Genomic DNA, 19,813 nt, shown 5'->3' on the forward strand with positions numbered 1-19,813 from the left:
AAAGTAAACGCGGGCGCAGCGGGCTTACTTGCGTGCCGCCTGGTGCGCGGCCAGCGCAGCACCCAGCTCTTCATCAGTCATGGCCGGCGAGACGGATAGCGACAACAGGTCGCCCCATTCGAGCGCCATCGCCGAAAGCCCACGCGTATCGTCCGCTTCGACGATCGCGACGCCGTGCAAGCCGCCGGCCGCGTGCCAGCGTCCGAGCAATGTGACGCCCTCCGGTGCCTTGCCGCCGGTTTTCATGAAGCGTTCGATCACGGATTGTTCGGCGGACGGCTGTCCGTTCCACTGCACGATGAATTTCATTGCGGATCTCCAATTTGAATTGGCGATGCCGGCTCGTGGCGGGCCGCCATCGTTGCGAGCGTCGTGTGGCGCACATGTATGACGTGTGTCGCGACACTTCTACGCCAGCATGCGGCTCGAACACGCGCTGCTCGCGAGCGGCATAAGACCGCGTGGCGTCTTAACCATCATAGTTGACGGTGCAGCGCCTATAGTCGCCGCACACGGACATTCAATAGGCCTATTGAACAATGCGCCCTCCGCGGCCAAAGCGTGGGAAGCGCATTGTTTCCCGCCTCGTTTCCCGCTTCGTTTCCAATTACGGGCACCTCGCGCGTCCTACAGGAAGGACGACGGATTTCCTGGCGGTACTCCCGAGCCTGCCGGTGCGTAACCGGAAGCACAAGCGCGAGGGGAACATACGCAAAACGGCACGCGCATCGAGCGCGTGCCGTTACTGCGAAAGTCCCAACCGGAGTCTAGCCGCGCGACAACTTGCGCGGCGCCGCCGTGTCGGCGATTGCCTGGTGGGCTGCGGGAAAACCCGGTGGATATTCGACGACGCGCGGCGAACCCGGCGCCGGCTGCGCAGCAAAACTCGAGCGTGCCCCGATCCGCGCTCCGCCGACAATCGCAGCCATGGCCTGGCGGTCAAGTTCGACACTGTCAGTGAGGTCTTTGATGACGAGCTTTGCCATGACGGCTCCAGAAAAATAGCCGAGTCGGCAGCCGGTCCACTTCAATGGTGTGATGTTTCGGCTGCCGCTCGGTTTGCGTCGGGTTTGAGTCGTTATCGTGTGCGGAGGTCTCCTCGCACTATCAGTATAGGAAATCTGCTTGCGGCCCGCCTGCTGAGAACGAGAGTGATCGGCACAAGCGGGCACGCTGCCGCCGCTCACACTGCCGACATCGCGTGGCGGTCGAGCTCGCGGGTGCGGGACAGATCGCGAATCATGAGGGATGACATGGTGATTCTTCAAAGGTGCGCGGAAGACTGGCGTGATCGGAGCGAAGCGCGCAGACTTGCCGGCCTGGGCGCGACGCTCCGTCATGCTTTACACCTCGATGTCGTCGTTCGACGTGACGCAGGGATTGATCGTCGAAGTGATACCCATTGCGAACGCCACATTGGGTTCGAGCAAGCTGTTTGCCCGAGTGTCGCTAACGCATGGGCTGTGCCAGGTTCGTTTCTGTGTCGCGACATCGGTACGGCGCTCCCGCAGCGGGGCAATCCTGGTTTGCGAAAGCATGGGTCCGGCGCTAGTATCGAAGCGGCACATGTAACTGGTTACGACAGGTTCTTTATCAGTCCGACTGGCTTCGCTCGTATGCGATCCGGTCCAACGGCAGCGGCGGCGCTTCGCAAAAATGGCTAGCCTTGCGCATGTGATTCGCGACTTTCAGAGCGGCGAGCTGTCACGCGACGAGTTCGTCGCCCAGCTCGACAGCACGTTGACGACCGAAGGGCTCGGTCAGGCGCAGCTGCTGGAGATGCTCGGCGCGGCACATCGCCAGACCCCGCTGCCCGACGATCTGTACGCGGAAGTGCGGCGGCGGATCGAACAGTTGCGCGTCTCGAATGTGGCGGCCGGCGGCGAGGAAACCGGCGTGCAGACGAGGGTCGAGATTCCATCGGTGCCGTCCGCGAGTTCCGCAAGCGCCTCGAACCCGTCGAGCGCCTCAAGCTCCGCAGGCGCGGCAGGCGGGATAAACCCCCCGGGGCACGATCAGGTCAAAGGCACCGGCGACACGCTGAACAACCGCTTCGTTCTCGAGGAATGTCTGGGCGTCGGCGGGATGGGCACGGTGTACAAGGCGCTCGATCTGCGCAAGCTCGAAGCTTCGGATCGCAAACCGTATCTTGCGATCAAGGTGCTCAACCTCCAGTTCCGCGGCAACCCGAATTCGCTCGTCGCATTGCAACGCGAGGCGCGCAAGGCGCAGGTGCTCGCGCATCGCAACATCATCACGGTGTACGACTTCGACCGCGATGGGCCGATCGTCTACCTGACGATGGAGTACCTGACCGGCAAGCCGTTGAGTCAGCTGTTGCGCACGCCCGGCTACAAAGGCATGCCGGTGCGCGCCGCGCTGCCGATCGTGCGCGGCATGTGCAGCGCGCTCGCCTACGCGCACGAACGGGGCTTCGTGCATTGCGACTTCAAACCCGCCAACGTATTCCTGACGACCAGCGCCGAAGTGAAGGTGATCGACTTCGGCATTGCGCGCGTCTTCCAGCGGCCGGAGGAGGAGAGCGACGCAACGGTGTTCGATCCCGGCAGCCTCGGCGCGTTGACGCCCGCGTACGCAAGTCCGGAAATGCTGGAGCATCTTGTACCGGACCCGCGCGACGACATCTATGCGCTCGGCTGCATCACCTACGAGTTGTTGACCGGCCATCACCCCTTCGATCGATTGTCGGCGACCCAGGCGCGCAGCGCGGATTTCAAGCCGCAGCGGCCCGCCAACCTCGACGCGAAACAGTGGCGCGCGTTGCGCGCGGCGCTTTCGTTCGATCGCAATACACGTATGCCGAGCGTAGTGCGCTTCATCGCGGAGTTCGACAACGAAGCGCGCGCGGAAAAGTCGGGGACGTTGGTGAAGGTGGCGTTCGCGGGTTTGGCTGTGTTGGGCACGGTGGTGGTCGGTGTGTTCGCGTTCCGGTCGGCGCCGGATCGCCAGAGCGGAACACAGCCGGTGACGACAGCTTCACAGGAGGGAGCGGTGCAGGCAGGTTCGGCGCCGCCGTCCGCGGCGACGGTGGCGAGCACGCCTATCTCGCCTGTATCGCCGCCCACTGCCGGGCCGCCCGCCGCGCAACCTCCGCCACCCGTGCCCAAGCCGGCGCTGACGATGGCCGCCGTGGCGCCGGTGCTGGCGCAGGTTTCATGTTCCGCGCTGGCCGGTTCGGCACACGACCATTCGTTGACGGTTCGCGGCTACGTCTCGCAACGCTACGGCGCGGCGCGTCTGAAAGACACGCTGGCCGCGCTGCCGGGCGTGGATACGCTCGCGCTCGAAGTCGAGCCGCTCGCCGACGACAAATGCGACGCGATCAAAGCGCTCGCGCCGTACTGGGTTCGCAACTGGCAGGGCGGCCACGTCGCGGGGCTGCATGTGCGCCCGCCTGGCGGGCAGTTGAGCGAAGGCGATCCGCTCGTGGTCGACGTGACGACCCCCGCTTACGACTCGTACGTGAACCTCGACTACTACCAGCTCGACGGCAGCGTTGTGCACATGGTGCCGAGCCCGCGCGCGAAGGACAATCAGGCGCCGCCGCGCTACGCCGCCACGATCGGCAGCGCGGGCGACTGGATCATTTCGAAGCCGTTCGGCACGGAAATGGTGGTGTTGCTGATTACGCCGGTACCGCTATTCGACAAGCCGAGACCGGAGAGCGAAGCACACGCCGACTATCTGCGTGCGCTCGACACGCGTCTCGCGCAAATCGGCGGCAAGTACGGTCAGGATCATATCGTCGCCGATTTCGCCCAGATCACGACGAAGCCGCGTACGCCCTGATGCGTGGGCGACATCGTCCGCGGCACCCGGATCACTTGAGTTCCTTGACCACCCTGAAGCCGTCCTGCGACTGGCGCACGCCCGCGCTGTACTTGAAGCGCGTCGCGCTGAGCATGTAGTTCGAGCCTTCGCGCCACGAGCCGCCGCGAATCACGCGCATGTCGCAGCCTGGCGTATCCCACGCGCGACCGTCGGTGGGCGCGCCCTGGTAGGAGTTGTGCCAGCAATCGCCGACCCACTCCCAGACTCCGCCGTTCATGTCGTACAGGCCGAGCGGATTCGGCGCGAACGAACCCACGCTCTCAGGACCTTCCTTGTGCCACGGCTCGCCGCAATCCTTGCAATTGGCGTTGCCCTTGCGCATCTGGTCGCCCCACCAGTATTGCGTGGTGGTGCCGCCGCGGTCCGCGTATTCCCATTCCGCCTCGGTGGGCAAACGATACGTTTTGCCGGTCACCTTGCTGAGCCATCTCACGTACTGCTGCGCGTCGTCCCAACTGAGGTCGCGGGCCGGTGCGCTTTTGTTGGCATTGGTTTCGGGCGTCAGCTTTTGACAGGCGTTGGCGTCGGCGCACGCGTTCCATTGCTCGACCGTCACCTCGTATTTACCGATCGCGAATGGCGCGCCGATGGTCACGTGATGGACGGGTCTCTCGGAAGGGTCGTCGGTGCTGCTGCCCATCGAGAACGAGCCCGCCGGTACCGCGATCATGACGGGGCAGGTCGCGCAATCCCGGGTCTCGTTGGCGTTCGACGGGTGTGCCGAGGGTCTTTGCGCGGCGGCCGGCGCGGCCGAAGGCGTGGCTGACGGTACGGTTGGAGGCGTGGCAGCAGGCGCCGTTGGTGTCGGCGGGACCGCCGCGCGCGGATGTTCCTGCGGCGCTGCACTGGCAGGCGCGGCCGGCCGCGCGGCTGGTGGTGCAGGCGCGGGCGCGCTCGACGGCGCGGCGGCGCGCAGCCGGTCGATACGCGCATGGGCGAGCGCGGCAAAGCGGCCGTTCGGATAGGCCTTCAGATAGGCCTCGTAGTCGCTCGGATAGTTGCTGTCCTTGATCGAATTCCAGAAGGTGATTTCGTATTGCTCGCTGCTGTCCTTCGGCAGGATGCCGCGGCTCTTCAGCACGACAACCGGCTCAACGAGCGTGGCGGCTGCGAACTGCGCAGCCGCAACACTGGAAACAGGCACATTCAGGTGAAAAGCCCTGGCAAGCGACGAGGTCATCCATGGCGTTTGCTTACCGCCGGTGTTCTCGCGAACCTTTACGGCGACCTGCTGAAACAGCTCATGAAGGTCTTGCGACGGCGCGTCGGCAAGGGCACGCAACAGCGCGCCCGTATAGACACCATGACGCGCGCCGTCCGCCGCGAAGCCACCCGGCGCTGTTGCGTAAGCGATTAGCGTATTGCCGGGAAGCGCAGGCGTAGCGATTTTTGCGGGAGCCGAGAACGGATTGCTCAGGCACGTATCGAGGATCACGAGATTGAGCGGATCGGCACGCGGCGCACGCATCGCTTGCAACACGCTGCGCAAGTCGACGCCTTCGCCAATCAGTCGCGCCGGTGAGCGTGTGTCGATGCCGGCGGGAATCAGCAGCGTCTCGTCGCCGACTTGCATGCCATGTCCCGCGAAATAGAAGAGCCCGACGCCGCCCGCATGCAGACGTTGGCGGAATTCGGCGATGGCTTGCTGCATCTGCTGCGGTGTCGCGTCGATACGCATGATGACGTCGAAGCCGTAAGCGCGCAGCTGGTCGCGCATGGCCAGCGCATCGCGCGGCGCGTTCTCGCCAACCTGATCGGGGTAGCGGCCATCCGCGCCGTTGCCGATCACGAGCGCGACACGACGGGGATCGACGTGGTCCGTCGGTTCGGCGGTCACAACTGCAACGCCGGGGTCTACGCCGCCGCCGCGCTGCGCTGCGGCATAGGCATGACCCCAATGCGCCTGAATTGCCCCGGCCATGCACACCAGCAGGAATATTCGCCACATATTCAAATCCTGTTTGTTCCGGACAGAACATAGCTATTCGACGGCCGCGACGCCCGCGGCGGCCGTTGGAGTGCATAGGGCGGAACATCGACGCCGCTATCGATCATCCGTAGACAATCTATGAACAACGATAGCACGCAGTTCGCACGTCACAACCGTCAGCTTGTGGTCAACGTGTTATACGGTTAACGAATGTGGCGTTTCTTTTTGGCAAGTTACGTCCTAAGCTAAATCACCAAGTAACAACGCAGCACGGCCTTTGCATGCCGCGGCCGTCCGACCACGCGTGCGTCCGCAAAAGACAGCCGGAGCGCGCGGCCCTCGCCTCGAGCAACGAGACGCCCGGGCCACTCTTCGGGAGAGTGCGCAATGCGAATAACAGTCACGTTCGGCGTGCTCAACCCGCGGCATCGGGTGTTCGCGCGATCCGCCGCTCTTGGTACGGTTTTTTTCGCCGCGCTTGTCACCCTGCTCGGCATCGCGCCGCTCTCAGAATCCGCGCTCGCCGCGCAAACAGCTTCTCCGCCGGGCGCCGAGGAATACATCATCTGGCCGCCGGACGGCGCCGTGATTCACGGCGGCAAGCTGTGGGTACGCATGGGGCTGCGCAACATGGGCGTGTGTCCGAAGGGCATCGTTTTTCCCAATAGCGGCCATCACCACTTGCTGATCGACACCGATCTGCCGGCGCTCGACCAGGAAATTCCATCGGATCGGAATCACCTGCACTTCGGCGCCGGCGAAACGGACGCGCGCATCGAGTTGCCGCCGGGCAAGCACACGTTGCAACTCCTTCTCGGCGACCACAACCATGTGCCGCATGTGCCGCCCGTGTATTCGAAGAAGATCACCATCAACGTGCAATAAGACTCGCGCGACCTGGTTGTTCAAAATGGGTCCGTCTGGACGGAGAGCCTTTCATGTACAGGAACATCGCGATCGCGGCGCTTGTGACACTGGCTGTGCTGGCCTCGCCGGGCCTCGCTCTGGGCGGCCCGACGCCTTCGCCGGCCGGCGCTCATGTCTATATCGGGTATCCGAACGACGGCCAGGTGGTGCCCGCCAACAAGCCGTTTCGCGTGTGGTTCGGCTTGCGCTACATGGGCGTGGCGCCCAAGGGCGTCAAGTTTCCGAAGACCGGGCACCATCACCTGCTGATCGATACCGATCTGCCGCCGATGGACCAGGAAATTCCCTCGGACCGCAACCATCTGCATTTCGGCGCGGGCGAGACGGAAACGACGATTCAACTGCCGCCCGGCAAGCACACGTTGCAGTTGCTGATGGGCGACGACATGCACATTCCGCACGACCCCCCGGTCTATTCGAAGAAGATCACGGTTATTGCGCGCTGAGGTTGTGACGCGGCGCGCCGCGTCACCGCGCGCCGTGCACCGTGCGATTCACAGTGTCTCGGTTCGGCCAACACCACAGCGTGCGTTGTTGGTTGCGATCCACCATCTCCTCTTTGCCGTTTTGTCGCCATCCCGATCCGGTTAGCGGGACTGCCTCCCGCCTGGCCTTTATCTCCCGCCTTTCTGCGACTTTCTTAGGATCGGAAAACATACCTGGCACAGCGCATGCGTGAGTGACGCTCGAGCAAACAAATTGCTTGAACTCAGCCGCGAGACTGCGCTGTTTTTCTTCCAGGAGAATTACCATGAACACGCTGATGATCAGAGACCTGTCCATTACCGAACAACTCGACGGCAAGGCCATGCGCGCCGTGCGCGGCGGCTTTGGCTACGACTACCCGTTTCCGTCGTATTTCAGCTTCGCGCCGGTGTATGCACCGAATAACAGCAAGCGGGTCGAGGCCACGCAACTGATCAGCACGACGCTGAACATTCAGAATGCGAATGGCAACAACGCCGCGTTCAATGCCGGCATCGATTCCAACATCAATCCGCATGTGAGCGCGAGCAATAACATCTACGTCGGCTGAACGGCGCAGGCCGCCGCGGAGGCTCACCGGCCTCCGCGGGCCGCGCAACAGCGGCTCGTCAAAAAGAATTCGCATTCAATCGTTCTTTTCACACGACCCCCGCGTCACCGTACGATCTCCGCGCCGACTTTCCTGCACCGCTTCGATGGTGAAGCCGGGCAGGACCTGCTTTACTTGAAGAGCGCGTTCTGCTCGTGCAGCGCAGCCGGCGTCATCGGAGAATATCGTGTCAGCGTTGCTTGATTCATCGGTCCGTCAGCGCTTCTTCAATCGCTTCTTCAATGTTCCGGTGCAGCGCCGCCCGGCACTTCAACGGGCCAATACGGGCCGCCTGGCCGCGGCGGCGCGCGCAGCCGGCGCCGCGATCGGAGCCGCGCTGCTGCTGGCCGCATGTGTCGATGTCAGCATGCCCGATTACAAGCGGCCCGATACGCCGGCCAAGGCATCGTGGTCGGATCAGAAGGGCGCGCCGGTGTCGGCTGCTGCGACCATCGAACCCGACTGGTGGAAAGGCTTCCACGATCCGTATCTGGACACGCTGATCGCGAAAGCGATCGCGGGCAACTTCGACATCAAGGTGCTGGCCGCACGTATCGACGTCGCCGCCACGCAGATCGGCGAGGCAAAAGCCGGCGCATTGCCGACCATGGATCTCGGCGCGGGCGCCGATTTCCAGAAAACCACCGGTCAGACTTTCTCCAAGCAGTACAACGTCGCGACCCAGGTGAACTGGGACATCGACATCTGGGGCAAGGTGGAGAAGGGCGTGCAGGCGCAAAAAGCCGAGTTCCATGCCAGCGAGGCGGACTGGCGCGCCGGCTATCTGGAGTTGGTCTCGAACGTATCGAGCACCTATTTCCAGATCCTGCAATTCGACGACCAGATCGAGCAGCAGGAGAAAACGCTCGTCACGAACAGGCAGATTCTCACGATTTACGACGGCCAGAGCCGCAGCGGTCTCGTGCCTCATACCCAGGTGTTGCGCCAGCAAGCCGAGATCAACCGCCTGACGAACCAGTTGCTCGAACTGCGCCGCTCGCGCGATCTCGCGAACAACGCGCTCAGCACGCTGGTCGGTGTGCCGGCGGGCGAATTCCAGCTGCCCAAAGGGCATTTGCAGCAACGCGTGCAACTGCCGTCCGTGCCGGACGGCTTGCCGGCGCAACTGCTCGCGCGTCGTCCCGACGTGGTGGCCGCCGAATTCAGAGTGCTGGAAGCCTACGACCTCGTCGGCCAGGCCAAGCTCGCGCAACTGCCTACCATCAGCCTGACCGGCCACGGCGGCACCGCCAGCTTCGCCCTGACCGACCTGCTGAAATCGTTCACGTTCGGTTTCATGCCGAGCATCAACATTCCGCTGCTCGATCCAGGCGTGCGAGCGCATGTGAAGGTCACGCAAGCGCAATCGACGGTGGCCGAGCAGCAGTACCGCGTCGCCGTGATGGGCGCGTTCGAGGAAGTGGAAAACGCGCTGGTCAATCTGAACTCGCACAAGGCGCAGCGCGTGGAATTGCAGCAGGAGGTGACGCGTCTGCAAATCGTCGCCGATCAGATCCAGGCGCAATTGCGTCTTGGCGTCGTGTCGCAGCTGGAAGTCTTCGAAACCGAACGGACACTGCTGGAAGCACAGCAGCAACTGCTTGCCAACCATCAGTTGATTCTGTCCGACACCGTGCTGCTCTATAAAGCGCTGGGCGGCGGTTGGCCGAGCGTCGACGTGCAGGCGCAAGTGAAGGATAAATGAAGGATAAGTAAAGGGCAGATAAGGGCGGATAAGCGCAGATAGGGGCTCAAGTAAATGAACGCTGAGCTAATCGGTGGATCAACCGCGCTGCATGCGGCGCGTGGAATTCAGGCTGCACGCCGTGCGTTTATCGCTTCTGCAACCGATGATCTGAAAATTGACACTCGCCATGCGTGACTTAAAATCGTTAAAGGGCCGGCCTCCATGCGGCTCATTCGCACAAGATCTATCCGCCGTCGTCCTTTTCCGCCGTTTTCATCGCGTTTTCTCCGCAGCGGGTAAACGATTAGTGATCCAGACAAAATGAACGCCGGCGAAGCTCCGATTGCTGAGGTGCGCACGACACTCGACGCGCTGTTCGACGTGGTGCTGTCGCCGGTTGCATCCGCGCAGCGTCCCGCGCTCGACGCGATCCGGATCGTCGACAACCTGTTCGCCATCGGGCGCAGCGAGGCGCCGTTTACGGACTATCCGGCCGAGCGGATCACACGCCTGTCGCGCCGGCACGCGCGGATTTTCACGGAGCACGGCGCTGTCTATGTCGCCGACCTGGGCAGCAAGAACGGTACGACGGTGAACGGCATCGCGGTGCGAACGACGCCTGCCCGCGTGCGTGCCGGCGACGAAGTGTGCTTCGGCGGCGAGCTTTGCTATCGCGTCGGCATCGAGCCGCGCGCGCGGATCGTGGCCACCGCCAGTGCCGCGCCGGCGCCTGGCCTGCTGCTGGTGCCGCAGCGTGACGACCTCGGCCTTCAGCCGATCGACGTGAAAGCGTTTCCGTTCCTCGTCAGCAAAGCGGACGAGATCTTCTCGCGCTACAAAAAGCGCTACCCGCATCAGGTCAACTACATCTCGCGGCGTCACGCGCACATCTTTCTGAAGGGCGGCGAGCTGTACGTCGAGGACCTCGGCAGCACCAACGGCACATTCGTCGGCGGAAAGCGGCTCGACGAGTCGGCGCAACCCCTTGCCGACGGCGACGTCGTTGCATTTGGCGGCGACCACTTCGTCTACAGGGTAACGCTGCAACAGCCCCCTGAAGTCGAGCCGACCGTGACCCAGCTATCTCTGACTCCCGCCATCGACGAAGCTGCCGATACCGACAAGACCACGTTCGTTGCCGCCGCACATTCATTCCTCGATATCTTTTGCGTCGACCCGGGACTACAACGCGAAGACGAAGTCAACGAGGCGGCCCAGGCCGCGCCGGCGCATGCGAAGCGCGACGCGACCGGCGGCGGGGCGAACGGCGCCCATGGAACCAGCGGCACGCACGGCGCACACGGTAGGAACGGGACGGGCGGTACGGGCGGCGCCGCGAAGGGCAGGCCGCAGCGTTGGCGTCTGGTGGCGGCCGAACTCAGCGAGGCCTTCGCGGGCGGCGAGCGCACGGTGGTGCGGCGCGCGGCGTGGTGGGGCGGCGCGGGTGCCGCCGTACTGATAGCCCTGGCGCTGACGCTTTACATGCGCGGCTCATCGGAGCGCGAATTGAAAAACCTGTTGGCAAGCGGCGAATACTCCAGTGCGGTCGCGGCGGCGAACAGCTATCTGACGCACCATCCCGCCGATTCGCAGATCAAGGCGCTCGCGAGCGAAGCGCTGCTGAAGGCGAAGGTCCCCGGCTGGCTGAATGCGTTGCAAACGGCGCAGTTCGACCAGGCGGATACGCGGCTCGCGGAGATGAAATCGTTGAGCACGAACAATGCGGACGCCGCTGCGCTGGTCGGCGAATTGCAATGGGTCGGCGATCTGGAGCGTTTCGTGGTCGGGCGGGGCGGCGTGGACGCGCCAATCAGGATGTACGCGGACGAGTCCGTCATCCGCAGCTTGCTGCAGCGCTGGGACGACGACGCAAAAAATCACCAGCGCGCGCTCGACCGCATTGCGTCATACGTGCCCATGTTTTCGGAGCCGTACGCGCAGGCGCTGAGCCATCTGCGCAAACTGGAGAGCGACGATTCGGTGTACCTCGCCGCGATCGACCGGCTCAACGCGACGATCCGCACCGAACTGGCGCGCGACAAACCCGACGCTTTGCCGCCGGCGTTCGACGACTACGCGCAGCGATATCCGCGTCTTGCCGGCCTTGACCGGCTGCGCGACGATTTGCGCCAATACGCGAATGTGCTGAACGCCGCGCTCGGCCGCCAGCTGACGCCGCTGCTGGCTTTGCTGAAGACGGTGCATTTCAGCACGCCGCCGTTCCAGGCGCAGTTTCAGCAACTGGCCGCGAGCCGTTTGCCTTCGGCGGACGTGATCCAGCGGCATGACGCCGTGAGCGCGGCGTGGCTGCGCGGCGACGGCCCACAGGCGCTGGCCGGTTTGCAGGCGATGCCCGCCGGTCCGTGGTCCGACGTGCTCGCGGCGGAGCAGGCGCACAAGAAAGCGCTGCTCGACCAGTTCGCCGACTTGCAGAAAACCCGTGGCGGCAAGGGCTACGACGAACGCCTGCTGTCGTTCTACGCCAGCCTCGATGCGAGCGCGGACGCGTGGTTCGTGGAGGCGATCAGGAAGGACGTCGCGGCGCTGCACGACAAGGCGCTGGCCCGCGCGCAGGATTTGCTGCAGCGCGCGCAGAGCCTCTGGAAGCAATACCGCGCGAATGGGTCGATCGGCGGCACGCAACGGCTCGAGGCGGGCATCTCGGCCGGCTTTCGCAGCGAAGCGCGTTTGCTGTCGGATGCGCAGGCCGCCGCGCAACAGGGCATGCGCATCTATACGCAGTTGAAGGCGGATCATCCCGCCGACTTCGACCGGCTGCTCGCGGATATCGAAGCCGAAGCGGATTTGCAACGCCGCTCGCTGACCGAGCTGCGCATGGTGCTGGACCCCGGGCTGCTGAAGGCGAAGCTGGCGTTGATCGGAGGCGAAGAGAGTGAAGCGCGACAGTCACCCTAGACCGTTGTCGGAGGCGCTGGAGGATCACAGCGCCGAAGGCATCGCGATCCTGACCGCCGAACCGGTGCGGCTCGCCCGTGCGCTGATCTGGGCGATGGTCGCGCTAGTGGTGGCCGGCCTGCTGTGGTCGTTCGTCGGCCGCGCGGACGTGATCGTCAGCGCGCAAGGGACCTTGTCGCCGGAATCGGAAGTGCGCCGCATTTATGCGCCGATCGACGGCGAGCTTGCCGATCTGTATATCGCCGAAGGGCAGCCGGTGCAGAAGGGCGATGTGCTGGCGCGGCTCAACGCACGCGGTGCGATCGAAGCGGCCAGCAACGCGCTGCAAGCGCAGCTCAAACTCGAAGACGCCGAGCGCGACTGGAAGCAGTTCCCCGAAAAGAAAGCGCTGATGGAGCGCAAGGCCGCCGCCCTCAAGGCGCAGATGGAAGTGGAAGCGCGCCTGCACGAAAACCGCGTCTCCGAAGGCACCACCAAGCTCGCCGAAGGGCAGAAAGCCGAACTCGACGAAGCGCGCAGCGTGCTCGACAACGCCCGCCGCACACGCGAAGCGGCGCGCCAGGAACTGGACCGGTACTCGCGTCTGTTCGCGCAGCCGGGCGGCGGCGGCATCGCCGAACTTCAGGTCGAGCAGAAGCGCACCGCGGCGATGGAGGCGGACAACGCCTACCGTGTCGCGCAATCGAAACTCGCGGAACTCGATTTCCGCTTGAGCCACGAATATGCGCAGGCCCACGCGCAACTCGAAACCAGCGGCCAGCAGGCCACCGACCTGCAGCTCCAGTACGACTCGGCGGTACGCGATATCACCGACGCGGAAGACAAGGCGCGCCTGCAACTGCAAAGCGCGCGGCTGGTAGCCGACGCCGCGGCGCGAATCCGCTTCGAGAACATCGACAAAGACAATTTCCTGCTGATCCTCGCGCCGGTCTCCGGCGTCATCACCGACGTGACCTCGACCCAACCGGGCGACAAGATCCAGGCGAACGCGCCGCTCGGCGGCATCGCACCGAAAGATGCCCGGCCCGTGCTGAAGATCGAAATCGCCGAACACGACCGCGCGTTTCTGCACGAGGGTCTGCCCGTGAAGCTGAAATTCAGCGCGTTCCCGTATCAGCGTTACGGGCTGATCAGCGGCACGCTTGCCTACATCTCGCCGGCCACCAAGCCGTCGTCGCAGGACAAACAACCCGTGTACGAAGGCCGCGTCACGCTCGACAAGAACTACTACCAGATCGCCGACACTCGCTACCCGCTGCGCTACGGCATGACGGCGAACGCGGAGATCGTGGTACGCGAGCGGCGCCTGATCGACCTCGGTCTGGATCCGTTCAGACAGATTGCGGGCTGATGGCGCAGATCACACGTCAATTAAAAGGAGCGCATGACATGACCGCGATAGTGCGAATCGATAACGAAGTCGTGGACGTTGGCGAGTTCATTCGTCTTCTGAAATTGACCGGCCAGTTCGAAAGCCTGATCGAGCAGATCGTGCGCGACAAGCTCACCGTGCATGCAGCGCAGAAGCAGGGTGTCGTCGTGACGGCCGAAGAAATCCAGCAGCGCGCCGATCAGTTCCGCCGTGTGCGCGGTCTGCACCGCGCGACGGATATGAATCAGTACCTCGATGTGCTCAACGTGAGTCTCGACGAATTCGAGGCGTTCATCACCGACGGGCTGTATCAGGAAAAGATGCTCGACATCGTCGGCAACGAGGCGGCGATCAAGGACTACTTCGCGCTGAATTCGCCGAAATTCGATGCGATCGAGGTGAGCCATATCGTGCTCGACAGCGAAGGCAAGGCGAAGGAAATGATTTCCTATCTGCGCGACGATCCGGACAGTTTCGCCGACATGGCGCGCGAGCATTCGATTGCGGATACGCGCGAAGCCGGCGGTGTGATCGGCAAGGTATTGCGCGGCTCGCTGAAACCGGAAATCGAGGCGAAGATTTTCAACGCAGCGGTGGGCGATCTGCTCGGGCCGTTTCCGTCGGCGGATCGTTCGTGCTTCGAGATTTTTGCCGTGACAGCCAAGTATCCTGCAACGCTGGATGCGGACGTCGCTTCCGAAGTGAAGCGTCTGCTGCGCGAGAGCTGGCTGATCGCGCGTGCCCAGGAGCATGTGATCGAAGCGTGCTAGCCGGCCTGCGTTGCATGCGATGCCCGCGTTGCACGTATCTTGCGCCGCATCGCGCACCGTCGTCATAAAGCTGAATCGAGGTCCGCAAGTTTATGGATGCACCCCAGACCGCGCCGTCCGCCGCCGAGTTTCTGACTTCGGTGGAGATTCTTTCGCCGTTTTCGCGCGACGAGATCGAACGTCTTGCCGAATTTGCGCAAGCGCGCTTCTATTCGTTCGGCGAAACGGTGTGCTCCGCGGGCGAGACGGCCGACGGTCTGTACGTGGTGCGTTCCGGCTCGGTGCGCATTTTCACCGAGGAGCACGGCAAGGAAACCAGCATGGGCGTGCGCAAGGCCGGCGAGATTTTCGCCGACATTGCGATGTTGCGCGCGTATGTGCACGAAACCTCGGTGCGGGCCTCGGCGAAGACCGAGTTGCTGTTCATTCCACGCGCCGCGATCGAGCCGGTGATCGCCGGCAATCAGGCCGCGCTGGCGTTTATCGCGAGCTATGTGGCGATCAATTCGGCGGGCGGTTTCGTGGCGCAGCTGTTCGATCTGCGCGGCAAGCTGAACAAGGCGGAACTCGAAGAATACGTGCGCAGCGTCGGCGTCAAACGGGTGGCCGCCGGCAAGGAGATTCTCAAGCAGGACGGACGTGACGACCGGCGGCTCTATGTGGTAAGGCAAGGGCAGGTGCGCATCGTGCGGCATGAGGAGGGGCACGATTACACGCTCGCCACCCTGGGCGAAGGCGAAATCTTCGGTGAGAAAGCGTGTTTGATGCGGCAGGAACAGATGGCTTCGGTGCTGGCGAATACCGATACGCGTCTGCTGGTGATTCCCGAGCGCACCGTCCACTTCATTCTCGAACGCAATCCGAAGTTGCGCGAAGTGCTCGATGAACGGATTCGCTACGGCGACCGTGAATTGCAGCGGCAAAAACGGCTCGAACAGCGGCGCAAATTGCCGCTGATGCTCGATTTACAGAGCAAACCCGAGTTCGGCGAAAAAGTCATCAAGCGTTTCGCGCTGGTCGAGCAGGCCGAGGAAATGGATTGCGGCGCCGCGTGTCTCGCGATGGTCTGCCGTCACTACAGCATTCCGATGACGCTCGGCAAGCTGCGCGAACTGGCCAACGTCACGACCCAGGGCGCCACCCTCGACAGCCTCGCGCGCGCCGGCGAATCGCTCGGCTTTACCGCACGCGGCGTGCAGTGCACGTACGACGCGTTGCGCGGCTTCGATCTGCCGTTCATCGTCCACTGGGAGGGCTACCACTACGTGGTGGTGTACGGCGTCTCGAAGGACTATGTGTGGGTCGCCGACCCGGCGCTCGGCTTCAGAAAATTGACCGTTGAAGATTTCGAACGCGGCTGGAGCGGCACGTGCCTGCTGTTTACCGGCGGCCCGAATCTGTTGCAGATGTCGGCTGCGCGTTCGCCGTGGATACGCTTTGTCGGCTACCTCAGGCCGTACCGCAAAATTCTCGGACACCTGTTCCTCGCCACCTTTGTGATTCAGGTGCTCGGCGTGATTCCGCCGCTGATCATCCAGAACATTCTCGACGGCGTGATCGTGCATCAGAATGTGAGCCTGCTGCATCTGCTGATCGGCGGGCTGATTATCTCCAACGTGTTTTCGCAATTGATGTCGTCGATTCGCGCGTATCTGGCGAATTTCATGGTGCGCAACATGGACTTCGCGATGATGTCGCAGTTCTTCAAGCACACCATGACGCTGCCGTTCTCGTTCTTCGCCAAGCGCAAGACCGGCGACATCTTCGCGCGCTTCCAGGAGAACCAGACGATCCGCGCGTTCCTCACCGAATCGACCGTGACCACCGCGCTGAATCTGCTGATGGTGTTCATCTACTTCACGATCATGTTCGTCTACAACGTGAAGATGACGCTGGTGCTGATCGCGTTCGTGATTCCGATCATGGCGCTGACCGCGCTGGCCACGCCAAAGATCAAGAACTACGCACGCGAAGTGTTCACCGCGTCGACCGATGCGAAAGCGTTTCTGATGGAAGCGCTCGCCGGTGTGGAAACCGTCAAGGGCATGGGCATCGAACGGCCGGTGCGGCTGCGTTGGGAGAAGAAGTACGCGAAGGCGCTCGAAGTGCAGTATCGCGCGCACGCATTCAATATCCTCGTCGGGCTCGGCAGCCAGTTGCTGAACGCCGCGACGACGATCGCGATTCTCTGGGTCGGCGCGAACCTGGTGCTGGCGCGCGAAATGACGATTGGCCAGCTGATTGCGTTCAATGCGTTTATGGGCAGTGTGCTGGGTCCGCTGATGGGGCTGGTCGGTTTGTGGAGCATGTTGAACGACGCGGGCGTGGCGATGGAGCGGCTCGGCGACGTGCTCGACATCGAGCCGGAACAGAAGCCGGAGGACTTGCCGTCGCGCGTGATGCTGCCCGAACTGCAAGGCGAGATCAGTCTCAACGGCGTCTATTTCCGCTACGGCGACAACGACTCCGCCTACGTGCTCGAAAATATCAGCTTCGACATCAAGCCCGGCGAGCTGGTGGCGATTGTGGGCCGCAGCGGCTCGGGCAAGACCACGCTCGCCAAATTGCTGGTCGGTTTCTATGCGCCGACCGAAGGCAAGATGACGATCGACGGCTACGATCTCGGCGTAGTCGATAAAGCCTATTACCGGGCGCAGATCGGCTACGTGATGCAGAGCAATCTGCTGTTTTCCGGCACGATCGCGGAGAACATCGCGAGCGGCGACGACGCGCCCGAACGGCGCCGAATCGAGGAAGTCGCCAAGATGGCCGACGCGCACGCGTTCATCAGCAAGATGCCGCTCGGCTACGAGCAGATTGTCGGCGAACGCGGCGTTGGCTTATCCGGCGGGCAGATTCAGCGGCTGTGCATCGCGCGGGCGTTGTATCACGATCCGCGCCTGCTGGTGTTCGACGAAGCGACCTCGGCGCTGGACACGCAGTCGGAAAGCAATATCCTCGGCAACATGCACGACATTCTGAAGGGCCGCACCGCGGTGATCATCGCGCACCGGCTCAGTACCATCATGCGCGCGGACAAGATCCTCGTGCTGTATGAAGGCGCGATTGTCGAGCAGGGCCGGCACGATGAACTGATCCAGCGGGGCGGCATGTACTACCAGCTGGTCCAGAAACAGTTGAGCGCGTGATGAAGATACTCGACCAGATTGAAGAACCCAGCCCGGCGATTTCGTATGCGGGCCTGATCGAGCGGATCGAGATCTTGCGCTCGACGCTACGCTGGTCCTCGCGCCTCGAGCGCGCCGACATCGACAAGCTGCTCAGGCAAGCCACTTCGTTGCGCGACGAGGTGATGCAACTCTCGCACAAGGAGCGCTTCGTGCAGGCGGCGGTGGCCGAACCCGCGCGCGTCGATCAATCGCGCGGCGCGCGCAGAAAGGCGTTGATCGAGCGCAGCTTCATTTTCGAGGGCACGTTCGGCGACAATCCGCGCTTGCTCGAATCGCTCGAAATCGCCGAAAAGGCGGCGCCCACCGATCTGCCCGTGCTGATCGACGGCGAAAGCGGCACCGGCAAGGAACTGATGGCGAAGGTGATTCACGCGAACGGCTCGCGCGCGGACAAGCCGTTTATCTCCGTGAACTGCGGCGCGATTCCCGACAATCTGCTGGAGTCGGAATTGTTCGGGCATCGCAAGGGCGCGTTCACGGGGGCGTCCAACGACCGTAAAGGCAAATTCGAAAGCGCGCATACCGGCACGATCTTTCTCGACGAAATCGGCGAGTTGCCGCTCGCCGGCCAGGTGAAGCTGCTGCGCGTGCTGGAAGCGCACGAGATTCAACGCGTGGGCTCCGACGAAACGATTGCCGTCGATACGCGGATCGTCGCGGCGACCAATCGCAACTTGCGGCAACTGAGCGAGGAGGGCAAGTTTCGCGAAGACCTGTTCTATCGGCTCAGCGTGATTCATGTCACGCTGCCGCCGTTGCGCGAGCGGCGCGACGAGATTCCGCTGCTGATTGCGTGGTTCGGCGACGAGGCGGCCGGCACGCTGAAGCGCCGGCCCGTCAGACTGACGCCGCGCTTGCGCGACTTTCTGCTGAACTATGCCTATCCGGGCAATATCCGCGAACTGCGCAACGTGATGTATCGCGTGTCGTGCCTCGCCGGCGACATGGCGGACGTCGATCATCTGCCGGTGGACATGCGGCCGGCTGCGCCCGGTTCGGCCGCGGCGGCGGGCTCGGCGTCGTCAGGCGGTGAGCCCATCAGCGTGGCGAATCTGATGTCGCTGAGCGACGCCAAGCGAGCCGCCAGCGACGATGCGGAAAAAGCGTTCCTGGAGCGCGGGCTTCGCGAGGTAAGCGGCACGGTTGCCGAACTGGCCAGACGCATCGACATGAACCGTTCGCATCTGCAAATGCTGCTGAAGAAGCACGGCCTGCATTCGAAGGATTTTCGCAACCGGAACGTGCCGCCGCCCGGCAACAACGGCGCCGATGAAAACGATGAAGAAGACGACGATAGTTGACGGTGCGCTCACGCCATCAGGGCGCCGCCGGGTTGAGCAGCGTTTTGTCGGGCGCGTGGAGATCTTCGGCCTGCACGACCACGGCGGTGATGTTGTCGCGCCCGCCGCGCGCGAGCGCCAGATTGACCAGTTCATCGGACGCGCGCTCGCATTCCACCGTGGTCAATACGGCGAGTATTTCCTGGTCGGTGATCTCGTTGCTCAGGCCGTCGCTGCATAGCAGAAAGACGTCGCCGTCCGCGACTTCGATCGCATCGTCGTCGAGTTCGAGCCGGTCCGTGGCGCCGACCGCGCGCGTAATCATGTGCTGCGCCGGATGATTGCGCGCCTGTTCGCCGGTGATCACACCCAGCGATTTGAGTTCTTCGACCTGGCTATGGTCACGCGTCAGCTGCCGCAATTGCCCTTCGCGATACAGATAGAGCCGGCTGTCGCCCGCCCACAGGTAACCGCAGAAGCGGTCGCACGCGAGCAGCACGATTACCGTGCTGCCGATCCGCTGCACCTGGCGGCGTACCGCTTCGTCCCTGAGCTGACGGTTGGCCGTTTGCAGCCGGGCGCGCGCTTCGGCGATAAAGGCTTTCATGCCCGCCGGCGACGTGAGCCGGCTCAATGTATCGATCACCAGGCGGCTCGCCAGATCGCCGACCGCGTGCCCGCCCATGCCGTCGGCGACGGCCCAGCGCCCGAGTTCGGGCTGGTCGAGGCAGGCATCTTCGTTGATTTCGCGCACGCACCCCACGTCGGTACGTGCGGACGACGTCCATCGAAATTGGCTTGCACAGGTCACAA

General features: G+C 63.3%; 14 protein-coding genes and 1 pseudogene. 10 read left to right on the top strand and 5 right to left on the bottom strand.

Annotated features, from left to right (window positions below):
- Positions 1-24 precede the first annotated feature (24 nt).
- Both DLM46_RS11115 and DLM46_RS11120 read right to left on the bottom strand, forming a co-directional pair.
- Complete coding sequence (locus DLM46_RS11115; protein ID WP_115100811.1) at positions 25-309, bottom strand: DUF3303 domain-containing protein; 285 nt, start codon at positions 307-309, stop codon at positions 25-27.
- Positions 310-767: 458 nt separating this feature from the next.
- Positions 768-986, bottom strand: coding sequence for a hypothetical protein (locus DLM46_RS11120; protein ID WP_115100812.1), 219 nt, complete (start codon positions 984-986; stop codon positions 768-770).
- A gap of 670 nt (positions 987-1,656) precedes the next feature.
- On the opposite strand from DLM46_RS11120, the gene DLM46_RS11125 reads away from it, so the two are divergent.
- Entirely contained in the window at positions 1,657-3,810 is a 2,154-nt protein-coding gene (locus tag DLM46_RS11125) for a serine/threonine protein kinase (RefSeq protein WP_115100813.1), read from the top strand.
- 31 nt (positions 3,811-3,841) lie between these two features.
- On the opposite strand, the gene DLM46_RS41230 is transcribed toward DLM46_RS11125, so the two are convergent.
- Both DLM46_RS41230 and DLM46_RS41235 read right to left on the bottom strand, forming a co-directional pair.
- Positions 3,842-5,032, bottom strand: a complete 1,191-nt coding sequence (locus DLM46_RS41230) for a formylglycine-generating enzyme family protein (RefSeq protein ID WP_425273980.1) — start codon at positions 5,030-5,032, stop codon at positions 3,842-3,844.
- Positions 5,018-5,800 (bottom strand): annotated as a pseudogene (locus DLM46_RS41235) (caspase family protein); the annotation flags it as partial. The pseudogene DLM46_RS41235 and the gene DLM46_RS41230, both read right to left, overlap by 15 nt.
- Positions 5,801-6,169: 369 nt before the next feature.
- Here DLM46_RS41235 and DLM46_RS11135 point away from each other — a divergent pair.
- The 9 genes from DLM46_RS11135 to DLM46_RS11175 all read left to right on the top strand — a co-directional run bounded on the left by DLM46_RS11135 (position 6,170) and on the right by DLM46_RS11175 (position 19,021).
- Entirely contained in the window at positions 6,170-6,667 is a 498-nt protein-coding gene (locus DLM46_RS11135) for a DUF4399 domain-containing protein (protein WP_115100815.1), read from the top strand.
- Between the two features lie 53 nt (positions 6,668-6,720).
- Positions 6,721-7,155: a DUF4399 domain-containing protein gene (locus tag DLM46_RS11140; protein WP_115100816.1), complete on the top strand. Its 435-nt coding sequence runs from the start codon at positions 6,721-6,723 to the stop codon at positions 7,153-7,155.
- A gap of 305 nt (positions 7,156-7,460) precedes the next feature.
- On the top strand, positions 7,461-7,745 hold the full coding sequence (locus DLM46_RS11145) for a hypothetical protein (RefSeq protein ID WP_115100817.1): 285 nt from the start codon (positions 7,461-7,463) through the stop codon (positions 7,743-7,745).
- A gap of 331 nt (positions 7,746-8,076) precedes the next feature.
- Positions 8,077-9,489 carry an efflux transporter outer membrane subunit gene (locus tag DLM46_RS11150; protein ID WP_115100944.1) on the top strand — a complete coding sequence of 471 codons (1,413 nt, stop codon included), beginning with the start codon at positions 8,077-8,079 and terminating at the stop codon, positions 9,487-9,489.
- Between the two features lie 303 nt (positions 9,490-9,792).
- On the top strand, positions 9,793-12,387 hold the full coding sequence (locus tag DLM46_RS11155; protein ID WP_115100818.1) for an FHA domain-containing protein: 2,595 nt from the start codon (positions 9,793-9,795) through the stop codon (positions 12,385-12,387).
- A complete protein-coding gene (locus DLM46_RS11160; RefSeq protein WP_115100819.1) occupies positions 12,365-13,738 on the top strand; it encodes a beta-barrel domain-containing protein in 1,374 nt (457 codons plus the stop codon). The genes DLM46_RS11155 and DLM46_RS11160 overlap by 23 nt, the downstream gene beginning before the upstream one ends.
- A 38-nt stretch (positions 13,739-13,776) precedes the next feature.
- On the top strand, positions 13,777-14,529 hold the full coding sequence (locus tag DLM46_RS11165; protein WP_115100820.1) for a peptidylprolyl isomerase: 753 nt from the start codon (positions 13,777-13,779) through the stop codon (positions 14,527-14,529).
- Between the two features lie 92 nt (positions 14,530-14,621).
- Positions 14,622-17,678, top strand: a complete 3,057-nt coding sequence (locus DLM46_RS11170; protein WP_115100821.1) for a peptidase domain-containing ABC transporter — start codon at positions 14,622-14,624, stop codon at positions 17,676-17,678.
- On the top strand, positions 17,675-19,021 hold the full coding sequence (locus DLM46_RS11175; protein WP_115100822.1) for a sigma-54 interaction domain-containing protein: 1,347 nt from the start codon (positions 17,675-17,677) through the stop codon (positions 19,019-19,021). Before DLM46_RS11170 ends, DLM46_RS11175 begins: the two co-directional genes overlap by 4 nt.
- Positions 19,022-19,037: 16 nt before the next feature.
- Here DLM46_RS11175 and DLM46_RS11180 read toward each other — a convergent pair whose 3' ends face one another.
- The gene (locus DLM46_RS11180; RefSeq protein WP_115100823.1) at positions 19,038-19,811 is read right to left on the bottom strand and encodes a PP2C family protein-serine/threonine phosphatase; all 774 of its coding nucleotides are present in this window, start codon (positions 19,809-19,811) and stop codon (positions 19,038-19,040) included.
- Positions 19,812-19,813 lie beyond the last annotated feature (2 nt).

Origin of the sequence: Paraburkholderia lacunae (genome assembly GCF_003353175.1) — a bacterium.
In the GTDB taxonomy this organism is placed as follows: domain Bacteria; phylum Pseudomonadota; class Gammaproteobacteria; order Burkholderiales; family Burkholderiaceae; genus Paraburkholderia; species Paraburkholderia lacunae.